Here is an 11,718-nt window from a genome sequence, read left to right as displayed (position 1 = left end):
CATGAGCCAATCTTTTATAACAATTGTAAAAAAAGTGAAGGAACGTAATGATATGAATGCAGAGCTGTGTTTCACTCAGGGAGCTGAGCTGGCACATAAAGGAGATGCATTGCAGGCATTAGAGCTTTTTCATCAAGCAATCTCTTTAAAACCAGATTATGCTGAAGCTTACAATGGTATAGGTGCACTATTAATAAACATAAATAATCTAAATGAAGCAGAATTCTATCTTCAGCGTGCCTTAGAATTAAAAGTAGATTATCCAGAAGCTTTATTTAATTTAGGAACGCTATTTTCTAGAACAAGTCTTCTGGAAGAGGCCGAAGTTTGTCTTCGCGAGACGATAAGTTTGCAACCAGATTTTCCAGAAGCGCATTTTCGTCTTGGCATGGTGCTAAAGCAGATGGAACGCTTAGACGAGGCTGAAAAGCATCTTGTATTGTCTATCAGACTACGAACTGACTTTAAAGAAGCGGAATTTGCATTAGGCGTTTTATATTTACTTCAGGGACAGTATGAAAAAGGCTGGAAAGGGTATGAACTGCGCCGCAGAATTTTTAATACCTGTGATTCTAGATGCAATTGGAAGGTGGAAGATCTAACTGGGCAAAAAATAGTATTGTTTCATGAGCAAGGGTTTGGGGATGCAATTCATTTTGTAAGATATGTTAAAGAAATTGAAAAAGTGGCTTCCGAAGTGGTTTTGTTCATTCCAGAGCAGCTAAAACGATTAATATCTGCATCTTTTAAGAGTATTACCATTGAAACAGACGAAAAGATGGTCGGAGACTATAACTTTTCCTGTCCATTACCAAGTTTGCCATATATGTTTCGTACTACATTAGATACGATTCCTAGCCCTATTTCCTATCTAAAAGCAGATTCTAACCTGATAAGCAAATGGAGTGAGATTGTAAAAAAAGAAATAAAAGATCATTCTTTTACCATTGGAGTCGCTTGGGCTGGTAATCCAAATCATAAAAATGATAAAAATCGGTCGATTCCTTTTCATGTGTTCAAGCAGCTTTTTTCTCTTCAGACGGTAAATTGGATAAGCTTACAAATGGATGAAAAAGCTGCGGATCTACAAACGGTTTCGCATCAAGTACTTGATTTTCATGAGAATATCAGTGATTTTGCTGAGACAGCAGGGTTGATTGAGAATCTGGATTTGGTTATAACAGTAGATACGGCAGTTGCACATTTAGCAGGAGCTCTGGGGAAAGACACATGGCTGCTTTTGCCTATTGACCCTGATTGGCGCTGGCAGGTAAAAGGACAAGAGAGTCTTTGGTATCCAACGATACGAATTTTTCGTCAAATTCATAGAGGTGACTGGCAAGGCGTTTTAGCAGAGGTAATAACAAATTTGGAAGCTAAACTAAAAAGAAATAACCAATTTAACAAAATCAAAGGCAATTAAAAGAATTCAAAGAAATTTCAAAGAAAAATCTCCGATATATAAAGCAGATCGATGTATATAAAGGGGGAAAAGTTATATGTCTATTTCGTCTATTAGTTCCAGTGAAGCACTCTATTGGGCATCACTAGCCAAAGGTGCGAATACCACTGCGGCCACAACAACCACGGATGATAGTACGTCTCTGAAAAAAACGAGCAGTATTAACAGCAGTAGTACGCAAGACAATTTTGCTGAATTGATGTCTATGTTATCAGCAATATCAGCGATTTATGCTGGAAATGCACAAAGCAATGCCAGTGAAGACAATTCTGATTCGGATCTTAGAAGTTTTCTGGATAAGGTGAAAAATGGGACAGTTACAGCAGAGGATCTGACAAATATGCAGGCTCTTCTTACTGATGTTGATCTCACATCCTCCAACCAGAATACTAGTACAGGTAACGACTTTGATTCCAGCCTTACTGCTTTCTTGAACAAGGTGAAAAATGGGACGGTTACAACAGAGGATCTGACAAGTCTGCAGGCTCTCCTTGCTAATGGTCCCGCGTCATCTAACCAAACTAGTACAAGCAATGATTTTGATTTCAGCCTTACTGCCTTTTTGGATAAGGTGAAAAATGGGGTGGTTACAACGGAAGATCTGACAAGTCTGCAGGCTCTTCTTGCTAATAGTCCTACATCATCCAGCCAAAGTACTAGTACAAGTAATGACTTTGATTCCAGCCTTACCTCTTTCTTGAACAAAGTGAAAAGTGGGACGGTTACAACAGAGGATTTGACAAGTCTGCAAGTTCTTCTTTCCAATGCTGATAAAATACAACCCAATCAAAATAATCAACAACCGTATTCGCAATTGTTAGCGACTGCTGCAGATGCTTATGAAACTGATTACCAATCAAGTGATCTTATTTCCTCTGCTTGGAAGGTTTAAGTGATATAAAGGAGGTAGACGTTATGTCTATGACGATTAGTGGAAATAACCAAAGCAGTCAATCTAGTACGCAAAGTAGTGTAAGCGATTTACAAAAGCAAATACAAAGCCTTACAAGGCAAATTCAAGAATTGCAAGAGGACAATGCAGCTGAAAATGCAAAGCAGATTCAGCTGCTTCAACAACAAATGCAACAAATCCAACTGCAGATTCAGCAAGTGCAGCAAAGAGCCCAATCGAAAAGTTCAAATAATGAGCAAACTGCTTCGAGCAATGTAACTGTTGGTCCTGCATACAACCTGAGCCTTACACAGGAAAGTAAGGAAGCGAATCTTAGTTCCTCAAATGTAACAGCGGAAAAGGATACCGATGATACGATTGAGTTATAACTTCGTTTGAGTAGCTATTTTAATATTTCAATTTATAAAAAAATCAGGAAGCGGCGTAAGCAGCCGTTTCCTGATTTTTTATAAATTGTACAATGTGAAACAACAATGAATCGCAAAGGTCACAAAGGGAGTATTATAAATATTCCAAGATCGCGTAATTTTGTCATTGCGAGCATAGATCCCTCTGTGGTCTTTGCGTATTCACGGTTCAAACATTTTTATTTTTAATGACGCATTAGCGTTTTACTTATAAGCTTAATTTGTTTTTAATTCTTTCAATTGCTTCAATAGTAGCCTCTTTATTGCCAAAGGCAGTCAATCTGAAGTAACCTTCTCCAGATGGACCAAAGCCAGTACCAGGAGTACCTACAATATGTACTTCATGGAGCAGCTTGTCGAAGAAAGACCAAGAATCCAGTCCTTTTGGTACTTTCAGCCAAATGTAAGGTGCATTTACACCACCAAAGGTTTGTATGCCAATACTTTCTAGGCCTTCCTTAATGATTCTTGCATTATCCATGTAATATTTAACGACACTCTTGATTTCGGCTTGACCTTCAGGAGTATAAGTCGCTTCCGCACCTTTTTGGATAATATAAGGGGTGCCATTGAATTTTGTCGTTTGTCTGCGGTTCCATAATTTATTTAAGGGGTGTTTCTCGCCATTGGCAGTTAGGGCCAGGACGGTTTTAGGTACAACGGTATAAGCGCATCTAGTACCAGTAAATCCAGCTGTTTTGGAGAAAGATCGAAACTCAATAGCGACTTCTTTGGCACCTTCAATTTCATAAATGCTGTGAGGAAGCTCTGGATCTTGGATATATGCTTCATAAGCAGAATCAAATAAAATAATGGAGTTGTTTGTTCTTGCGTAATCAACCCATTTTTTTAATTCTTCTTTAGAAAGTGTGGTGCCTGTAGGATTGTTAGGAACACATAAGTAAATAAGGTCTACTTTTTCTGTAGGTAACTCTGGAACAAAATTATTTTCTGCATTGCAGATTAAATAGGTGACATTTTCAAAGATACCATTGGAAAAATCACCTGTTCTACCTGCCATTACATTGGTATCCAGATATACAGGATATACAGGATCAGTAATTGCAACTTTGTTATGTACACCAAAAATTTCTTGAATGTTACCTACATCGCTTTTGGAACCGTCACTGACGAAGACTTCATCTTCTTCAATTTCGACACCTCTAGAGCGATAATCAGTTTCAATGATCTTTTTGATGAGGAAGTTATAACCTTGTTCTGGGCCATAGCCTCTAAATGTTTCAGCATGTGCCATTTCATCTACAGCTTTGTGTAAACCTTCAACGACAGCAGGGGTTAAGGGCTGCGTGACATCACCAATTCCCAATCGAATGACGTTTGCTTCTGGAAACTCTGCTTTAAAAGCTGTAACTCGCTTTGCGATTTCTGCAAATAAATAACTGCCAGGGAGTTTCAAATAGTTTTCGTTAATTAAAGCCATTAATGTAAGCTCCTTCCATAATATGATACATTTTAACTAAAGAATTGTTAGTTTGATATCGTATTTACATACTTATTAATTCTATTGATTCAATAGTTACATATCGTATAGCTTTATTATACTATATATGGCTATTTTCCTGCTTATAATATGGAATGATATTTAAAAAATATCATTCCATATTATAAGCAGGAGTTTCGATTACACCATGATATATTCTATTTTCTCCAAAATGCCAGTTTTCATTACGTGAATTTTTTGACCGTGCTTTATATTATAATAGGGACTAGCATAGGTGCTACGATGATTGTAATTATACCAGCGACAATCATTGTCAAACTAGCGATTGCACCTTCAATAGAACCTATTTCATATGCTTGTGCGGTTCCTGCTCCATGTGCCCCCATTCCTAGAAGCATGCCCTTACTAACTTGATGATGAATGGGAAACCATTTTAGAATAAAAGGACCTGCAATAATTCCTACAATACCTGTTACGATTACAAAACTAGCTGTCATGGCAGGCAAACCGCCAATGGTTTGAGAAATATTCATTGCGAGGGGAGTGGTAATGGAACGTGGCGCCAAACTATCAAGCAGTTGCGGCGTTAAATGAAACAATTTGCCATACATAACGGAAGATACGATTGCAACAATCGAACCTCCGAAGACTCCAAGTGCAATCTCTACTGCATATTTCTTTAATAATGCTCGGTATTTATACAAAGGAACTGCAAAAGCGACGATTGCTGGCTGCAGCATATTTGTGATCCATTGTGTGCCTGCAGAATAGGTTTCTAAAGACACCTGAAATGATAATAGCAAACTGATTAATATAAAGGGGCAGATGACTAATGGTGATAAAAAAACAGATTGTTTTTTTCTATATAAAAGCTTTGCTCCTACATAACTAAGAATTGTAATGATAAAGCTAAATCCTGCTAACATATTATCGTCCCTTTCCAATTTTATTCAGAAATTCTGCAAGTAATCCTGTAGAAACCATTACTGTTATGGTACTAAGAAAAATAACAAATCCAAAGCTTGCTCCATTGGTTAGGATTAACTGTTTGTACTGAAGGACTCCAACGGCTGATGGAATAAAAAATAAAATTAATTCTGCAATTAAAAGATTAGCGCCTGTTTCCACCCATTTTAACGAAATGATTTTGGTTTCTAGCAAGAGAAAAATAAATAAGATTCCTAAGATACTGCCTGGAAAATGCAAATCAAATACCTGTGTTAGTTTATTGCCTAATAAGGCGATTCCTAATAAACCACCGATTTGTGCAATACATTTTAAAAGATACATTTTTTCGCCTCCATACTATATAAGCAGTATATATCATTATGAACCATGCGTAAAATTCATAATAACAATTATAATTATTGGCTGTGGCTATAAATAGTAGTGAAGAAGATTTCAAGAAATCTTATAAAAAGCATAAGAAACCGTTGAGTGTGCAGTTGCAATAGAAAAAGAGGCATCCTCCTAAAATCAGTTTTTAAAACCTATTTTAGGGAATACCTCTTTTAGTTTAAAAAATTATCTTCGACTGGCTTGTTCTCTGAGTCGTGCTACACGTTGCGCAGTAGCTGGATGAGTGCTGAATAGATTCGTCATCCATTCACCTGTTCCGCTCAAAGGGTTAATAATAAATAAGTGGGAGGTTGATGGTGTGGAAGCAGGCAGTACTTTATGTTTGGCATAATAGTCAATTTTTTCTAAAGCACTTGCTAATGCTAACGGATTATTTGAGATGGAACCACCAATTTCGTCGGCCATATATTCTCTGGAACGGGAGATTCCTAACTGGATAAGGGTTGCAGCAATTGGAGCTAATACGATGGTAAATAGCATACCTACAATACCGCCTCCATTATCCTCTTCATTGCTTCGTCCCATACCGAAGATGGCTGACCATTGAGCCATGTGGGCAATCCAAGTAATAACGCCTGCGATGGAGGCAACAACAGTACTGATAAGTGTGTCACGATTTTTAATATGAGCTAACTCATGAGCGATAACACCTGATAATTCGTCATAGGATAGAGTTTTCATAATCCCAGTGGTGACTGCAACAACACCATACTGAGGACTGCGTCCTGTAGCAAAAGCATTAGGGACATCGGAATCAATTACATAAACTCTGGGCATCGGCAAGTTTGCTCGATGAGCAAGATTGGCCACCATTTTGAACAAGTCTGGCCCTTGCTCAGATGTAATCTCTCGGGCACTGTACATACGTAGAACCAGTTTATCACTAAACCAATAACTTCCTAAATTCATAGCCAAGGAGACTATCAGCATGAAACCTACTCCGGATCTGCCGCCAAATAGACCACCAATTGCCATTAATAGACCTGTTAGGGCTGCTAACAATAAGGTTGTTTTTAGATTGTTCATTATAAAAAAGCCTCCTTTTAATTTTGCTTTACAGTAAAAATCAAGATATGGTAAACAGACCTTGCCCACATACTGTTAGATATGAGGCAAGGTCTTGCTTGCAATTATATTGCCAGTATAGCCGGGATGAATCCGTGTTGACGGCAGATACTGTACAGCTACTCCCCTTGCAGGGTATTTATATCTTTGTTTGCCTATATAATAGCATGAGATTATATAATTGTCAATAATTATTCCTTATAGAGAAAGGAACGCTTGTATACGTTCAATAGCTGCAATTTAAGTAATGAGTAATGCACAGGAAAATCTGGAGGAAAAAATCATTTTGCAAAGTGAATCGTTACGTTAATGATTTCTGGGGAGTTGCCAATACGGACGGGGGGACCCCACGTGCCGAAGCCGCAAGAAACGATCACCTGTAAGCTTTCTTTCTGCAGATATCCCCAATCGAGTTCGTAGAGTTGTCTAGTAATTAAGCTATTGGGAAATAACTGACCCAAATGAGTATGACCTGATAGCTGCAAATCAACTCCTTGATCGACTGCGTCTTGTAAATTTTTAGGTTGATGGTCAAGGAGAATAATCGGCAGACTATGATCAATGCCTTCCATGATCGTTTTTAGATCTTGCCGAGAGGAGCTTGTATAACGCATTTTCGCAAGATCATCTCGGCCTACTACATAAAAACTATTATCAACTAAGGTCCATTGATCTCGGAGTATGTGTATATTGCCCTGCTCTAGGTATTGAATAGCAAGATCTGTCTGCTGATCGAAATATTCGTGATTTCCTAATACCGCATAAGTACCTAATTTAGGTCGAAGTTTACGAAATGTCTCGATCATATTCTGATTTGGCAGAACATCGATCTCATTATCAATAATATCCCCAGGAATCAGTACAATATCAGGCTCTAGTTGATTAATTCGATTGACTAATCGTTTTAAACGACGATTATCAATAATCTCTCCCAGATGAATATCAGAAACCATGACGACTTGTAAGGTTTCTAAAGAACTTGTTCCTGCTGTTTTGGGGATTGTGATCTCATAGTTGATGGTTACAGGATGACGAGCGTTCCACGTACCATAAGCAATCAGGCAAGTTGTCACCATAAAAATAGCAGCAGCCACTAGTAAAGGGCGTTGTTTTAACTTTAGTGGTAAAAAAGGTTTGTATGTATCAATGAAACGCAGAATATCAATGCTGAGAGTAAATAAAAATAGATAATAGATCATCCCGAGCCAAAAGGAACCTGTCCAAAGAAGGGTATTCCCAAGAACTGAAGGGAAATATTTCTGGATGGAGCTTCCTAAAGGGTAACTTAATGAAAAAAGACTAAAAATAAAGAGATAACTTAAAGAAAAAGTAAGAGATGATTTCCCGCGTAAGGATTGCCATCCGCGTAGTCCAATATAAAAAATAATGACACTATAGAGTAGTAAGAAAATGATGATCATGGTAATGTCTGCGCTCCTTCATATAGTCTGCGATGCTATTTATATTAATTGAATGTGATGCATGACAGGCGTTAAATAGTAGATATGTATAAGTATTTCTTTTCGTGGTGGGTTGAGGATTTCCTGCCATAGAAAAGGATTAAGCATATTTTAACCGATGCTTAGGTATAGTTTGATAGTCGAATTTATTTTAATACGTCCTAGCACCTCGATTAGGTTTTTAGATGATACTTCTTATTATGCAGGATTTAGTGAGTATGGAATCGAATTTTATAAATTTATACTATTGTCATACTCTAACAAGATACTTAAAGTTGGGTTGACAATAAGGAGGGGGAGAATGAATCTTCAACAAATTTGCGGACCACTTGGGGCAGTTGATGAAGAATTGATTATTAAGACATGTCAGGAGTTAGTGCAGATTCCTAGTTATACAGGGCAAGAACAAGAAATTGCGGATTGGTTAGTCGAGAAGATGCTTGCTTTGGGGTATGACTCGGCTTGGATTGATGGCGTAGGCAATGTTATCGGTGAGATTCGTGGAAAACATCCAGGTCCAAAAGTATTATTTGATAGTCATATTGATACGATACCTGTAAGTGGTACTGAACTATGGATTCATGATCCTTTTGAAGGTTTGGTTGAGGATGGGCGTATTTATGGTCGCGGGGTTGTGAGCATGAAGGGCGCTTTGTCTGCAATGATATGCGGCTTATCGCCTTTTGCTCAATATAAGGAAAGATTGGCTGGATCTGTTTTTGTATCTGGTACTGTTGGTAAGGAGCAGTTTGAAGGATTGGCATTTCGCCAGGTCATTCAGGTAATAAAGCCAAATTATGTGATTACTGGGGAAGCTACTGATTTGAGGGTTTGCTATGGGCAGCGAGGGCGTTCTCAGGTAATTGTAATGACAAAAGGAAAAGCTGCTCATTCTGCTGTTCCCTTAGCAGGGAAAAATGCCGGTGATATGATGTTAAAATTGATAGAAGAAATTAAGAAGCAAATCACCTTTTCAGTTAGTTCTTTAGGATCTGGCAGTTTAGAACTGGTAAGTATAGCTTCGGCCCCCTCTCCTGGAAGTTCTACGATACCGCATACATGTTGGACTACTTTTGATCGGTATATGATTGAGGAAGAAGCAGAAGAAGATATCTTGCAGCCGATTTATGACGCGATTTCTATATTGCAGCACCAGGATGCTGAATTTATTGCAGAGGTAGGGATCGCTGAGTCTGGTTTCGAGTGTTATACAGGACAATATTTGTCGGGAAAACGATTTTTTCCTGGATGGATATTATCCCTTGAACATGAACTGGTAAGTGGCTCTCAAGAAGCCTTAGGTAAAGCTGGATTTGCGCCTGCGCTTTCCACCTATACTATTTCCACAAATGCTTGTTACTCTGCTGGGACAGCCAACATTCCTACCATCGGCTTTGGTCCTGGTTGTGAAGAAGAGATGCATACTGCAGATGAGAGTTTGGAAATCAGTCAATTAACGGCAGCAGCAGCAGGATACCAGGCGATTGCCTGTCAATTTTTGCTTATGAAAGAACAAGAAAGTAGTGAGGGGGAGCGATGAGTATTGTGGAAAGTGATAAAGAGGGATGGGAATATCTAAGAGAGATACCTGTTTTTTCGAAACTTCCGGAAAATCAACTGGAGATTATTCATAATCATACCATTGAGCGGCGCTTCCGCAAAGGCATGATTGTTTTCCATGAAGGTGATGCAGGAGAAGGCTTTCATTATGTAAAAAGCGGAAAGGTAAAAGTTCTTAGAACTTCAGATGATGGGCGGGAACATATTATTAAGATTTTAGGGGCAGGAGAGATCTTTGCTGAGGTGCTGATGTTTAATAATCAGCCTTACCCGGCAACAGCCGTGGCTGTTGAGCCTTCCTGTATTGGTATAATACGTAATGTAGACTTAGAACAGCTGGTACTTACGAATAATGAACTGGCGTTACAGCTGATTAAAGCGCTAAGTCAGCGATTAATCTATGCCCAGCAGAAAATTAAAAACTTAGCTTTGAATGATGTAATGTCACGTACCATAGAAGTATTATTGCGTTTAAGCCAGGAGCAAGGTGATATCAAAGATAATGGTATAATTGAACTTGCTCTTGATTTATCGAGGCAAGACTTAGCAAATCTGGTGGGGACAACAAGAGAAACGGTAACTAGGACGCTGAGTTCCTTAAAGAAAGATAAATACATCGATTTTGATGGTCAGAAAATAAAAATTCTGGACGTGGGTTATTTGCGGAGAGTCATTTCATAGCGTAACTAAATAAAAAATCCTGGATGAATTTCATCCAGGATTTTTTATTTAGCCAAGAATAGCTTTTAAATCTTCATCAGGAGTGGTAATCAATTGTAACCCGAAGGATTCATTTAATACTTTGAAGACATTTGGTGAAATGAAAGCCGGTGGCGTAGGGCCTATGCGAATATTTTTAACTCCTAAGTGCAGCAAAGTTAAGAGAATTGCTACTGCCTTTTGCTCATACCAAGATAAAACAAAGGAAAGTGGCAGGTCATTTACGCCGCAATTAAATGCTTTGGCTAATGCTACGGCTACTTGAATGCCTGAGAATGCATTGTTGCATTGCCCTAAATCCAAGAGGCGAGGAATACCGTCGATATCACCGAAATCCAAATTGTTAAAGCGATATTTACCACAAGCTACAGTTAAGATTACACAATCTTTAGGAACTTTTTGTGCAATTTCAGTATAATAGTTACGTCCGGTTTTTGCACCGTCACAACCACCAATTAAGAAGAAACGTTTGATTTTACCGGCTTTAACCGCTTCTACCACTTTGTCAGCTAAGCTAAGGATAACACTATGATGGAAACCGGTAGCAATTGTATAGTTACCAGCTGTTTCAGGCAAAGCTGGTAAGGATTTGGCGTGGGCAATAATTTCGGAGAAATCACGGTCAAGGATTTGTTTTCCCCCTTGCAGACCTGTAATATTACGCATATAAATGCGATCTCCATAGGTACATTTGTCAGTGAGCGGCATTACGCAATTTGTTGTAACCAAAATAGCACCAGAGAAATTTTCGAACTCGGTGCGCTGATTTTGCCATGCGGTGCCGAAATTTCCAATTAAGTGTTTGTATTTTCTAAGTTCAGGATAGGAATGCGCAGGCAACATTTCTCCATGCGTATAAACGTTGACCCCTGTACCTTCTGTTTGTTTTAATAATTCTTCAAGATCTAAAAGATCATGTCCTGTAATTACAATTCCAGGGCCAGCTTTAGTGCCTGTAAATACCTGTGCAGGGGCTGGTGATCCAAAACGAGTAACATGGGCATTATCTAATACTTCCATGATTCTAAGGTTCATTTCGCCGCATTTTAAAACCATCTCAATATGGCGCTCTAAGCTAAAGTTAACGTTTGTGAGAGTAAAGAATAAAGCATCATGCATAAAAGCGTCGACTTGTTCATCTCTAGCACCAAGTTCTCTAGCGTGGTGGGCATATGCAGAAATTCCTTTTAGTCCAAAAACAAGTGTATCTTGCAGACTGGCAATATCCTCATTTTTACCGCAAACACCCACCTTGGTACAGCCTGTACCTCCAGCGGTTTGCTCGCATTGATGACAAAACATGCTCATGA

Annotated in this window: 11 protein-coding genes; 5 read left to right on the top strand and 6 right to left on the bottom strand. The window is 38.6% G+C overall.

The genetic code is table 11. The annotated features are described in order from the left end of the window. Position 1: 1 nt before the first annotated feature. The 3 genes from BMZ99_RS07120 to BMZ99_RS07110 all read left to right on the top strand — a co-directional run bounded on the left by BMZ99_RS07120 (position 2) and on the right by BMZ99_RS07110 (position 2,743). Complete coding sequence (locus BMZ99_RS07120; protein WP_245754868.1) at positions 2 to 1,423, top strand: tetratricopeptide repeat protein; 1,422 nt, start codon at positions 2 to 4, stop codon at positions 1,421 to 1,423. A 76-nt stretch (positions 1,424 to 1,499) separates the two neighbouring features. Continuing rightward, complete coding sequence (locus BMZ99_RS07115; RefSeq protein ID WP_090934517.1) at positions 1,500 to 2,354, top strand: hypothetical protein; 855 nt, start codon at positions 1,500 to 1,502, stop codon at positions 2,352 to 2,354. 23 nt (positions 2,355 to 2,377) lie between these two features. Further along, on the top strand, positions 2,378 to 2,743 hold the full coding sequence (locus BMZ99_RS07110; protein WP_090934514.1) for a FlxA-like family protein: 366 nt from the start codon (positions 2,378 to 2,380) through the stop codon (positions 2,741 to 2,743). Between the two features lie 247 nt (positions 2,744 to 2,990). Here BMZ99_RS07110 and BMZ99_RS07105 read toward each other — a convergent pair whose 3' ends face one another. The 5 genes from BMZ99_RS07105 to BMZ99_RS07085 form a co-directional block, all read right to left on the bottom strand. Continuing rightward, complete coding sequence (locus BMZ99_RS07105) at positions 2,991 to 4,223, bottom strand: LL-diaminopimelate aminotransferase (RefSeq protein WP_090934512.1); 1,233 nt, start codon at positions 4,221 to 4,223, stop codon at positions 2,991 to 2,993. 269 nt (positions 4,224 to 4,492) lie between these two features. Next, the gene (locus tag BMZ99_RS07100) at positions 4,493 to 5,170 is read right to left on the bottom strand and encodes an LrgB family protein (protein ID WP_090934509.1); all 678 of its coding nucleotides are present in this window, start codon (positions 5,168 to 5,170) and stop codon (positions 4,493 to 4,495) included. Position 5,171: 1 nt separating this feature from the next. After that, entirely contained in the window at positions 5,172 to 5,534 is a 363-nt protein-coding gene (locus tag BMZ99_RS07095; RefSeq protein ID WP_090934507.1) for a CidA/LrgA family protein, read from the bottom strand. Positions 5,535 to 5,768: 234 nt separating this feature from the next. Continuing rightward, on the bottom strand, positions 5,769 to 6,629 hold the full coding sequence (locus tag BMZ99_RS07090) for a zinc metalloprotease HtpX (RefSeq protein WP_090934504.1): 861 nt from the start codon (positions 6,627 to 6,629) through the stop codon (positions 5,769 to 5,771). 320 nt (positions 6,630 to 6,949) lie between these two features. Continuing rightward, positions 6,950 to 7,867, bottom strand: coding sequence for a metallophosphoesterase (locus tag BMZ99_RS07085; RefSeq protein WP_245754867.1), 918 nt, complete (start codon positions 7,865 to 7,867; stop codon positions 6,950 to 6,952). Positions 7,868 to 8,429: 562 nt separating this feature from the next. Between BMZ99_RS07085 and BMZ99_RS07080 the strand changes: the two genes are divergently transcribed. Both BMZ99_RS07080 and BMZ99_RS07075 read left to right on the top strand, forming a co-directional pair. Then, positions 8,430 to 9,668, top strand: coding sequence for a YgeY family selenium metabolism-linked hydrolase (locus tag BMZ99_RS07080; RefSeq protein WP_090934497.1), 1,239 nt, complete (start codon positions 8,430 to 8,432; stop codon positions 9,666 to 9,668). Continuing rightward, entirely contained in the window at positions 9,665 to 10,369 is a 705-nt protein-coding gene (locus BMZ99_RS07075; RefSeq protein ID WP_090934495.1) for a Crp/Fnr family transcriptional regulator, read from the top strand. Before BMZ99_RS07080 ends, BMZ99_RS07075 begins: the two co-directional genes overlap by 4 nt. A gap of 48 nt (positions 10,370 to 10,417) precedes the next feature. Here the strand turns inward: BMZ99_RS07075 and hcp are convergent, their stop codons facing one another. Further along, entirely contained in the window at positions 10,418 to 11,716 is a 1,299-nt protein-coding gene (gene hcp, locus BMZ99_RS07070; protein WP_090934492.1) for a hydroxylamine reductase, read from the bottom strand. Positions 11,717 to 11,718 lie beyond the last annotated feature (2 nt).

This window comes from Pelosinus propionicus DSM 13327, assembly GCF_900114615.1.
GTDB classification, from domain to species: domain Bacteria; phylum Bacillota; class Negativicutes; order DSM-13327; family DSM-13327; genus Pelosinus; species Pelosinus propionicus.
The sequence above is the reverse complement of the archived record's forward strand: the minus strand, read 5'-3'. Positions and strand labels throughout refer to the sequence as shown.

What these genes read in the sequence shown, in the direction of transcription:
- BMZ99_RS07115 (WP_090934517.1), top strand. Translation starts at nt 1,500, where the DNA reads ATGTCTATTTCGTCTATTAGTTCCAGTGAAGCACTCTATTGGGCATCA.
- BMZ99_RS07120 (WP_245754868.1), top strand. Translation starts at nt 2, where the DNA reads ATGAGCCAATCTTTTATAACAATTGTAAAAAAAGTGAAGGAACGTAAT.
- BMZ99_RS07105 (WP_090934512.1), bottom strand. Translation starts at nt 4,223, where the DNA reads ATGGCTTTAATTAACGAAAACTATTTGAAACTCCCTGGCAGTTATTTA.
- BMZ99_RS07100 (WP_090934509.1), bottom strand. Translation starts at nt 5,170, where the DNA reads ATGTTAGCAGGATTTAGCTTTATCATTACAATTCTTAGTTATGTAGGA.
- BMZ99_RS07110 (WP_090934514.1), top strand. Translation starts at nt 2,378, where the DNA reads ATGTCTATGACGATTAGTGGAAATAACCAAAGCAGTCAATCTAGTACG.
- BMZ99_RS07075 (WP_090934495.1), top strand. Translation starts at nt 9,665, where the DNA reads ATGAGTATTGTGGAAAGTGATAAAGAGGGATGGGAATATCTAAGAGAG.
- BMZ99_RS07080 (WP_090934497.1), top strand. Translation starts at nt 8,430, where the DNA reads ATGAATCTTCAACAAATTTGCGGACCACTTGGGGCAGTTGATGAAGAA.
- BMZ99_RS07095 (WP_090934507.1), bottom strand. Translation starts at nt 5,534, where the DNA reads ATGTATCTTTTAAAATGTATTGCACAAATCGGTGGTTTATTAGGAATC.
- BMZ99_RS07090 (WP_090934504.1), bottom strand. Translation starts at nt 6,629, where the DNA reads ATGAACAATCTAAAAACAACCTTATTGTTAGCAGCCCTAACAGGTCTA.
- hcp (WP_090934492.1), bottom strand. Translation starts at nt 11,716, where the DNA reads ATGAGCATGTTTTGTCATCAATGCGAGCAAACCGCTGGAGGTACAGGC.
- BMZ99_RS07085 (WP_245754867.1), bottom strand. Translation starts at nt 7,867, where the DNA reads ATGATCTATTATCTATTTTTATTTACTCTCAGCATTGATATTCTGCGT.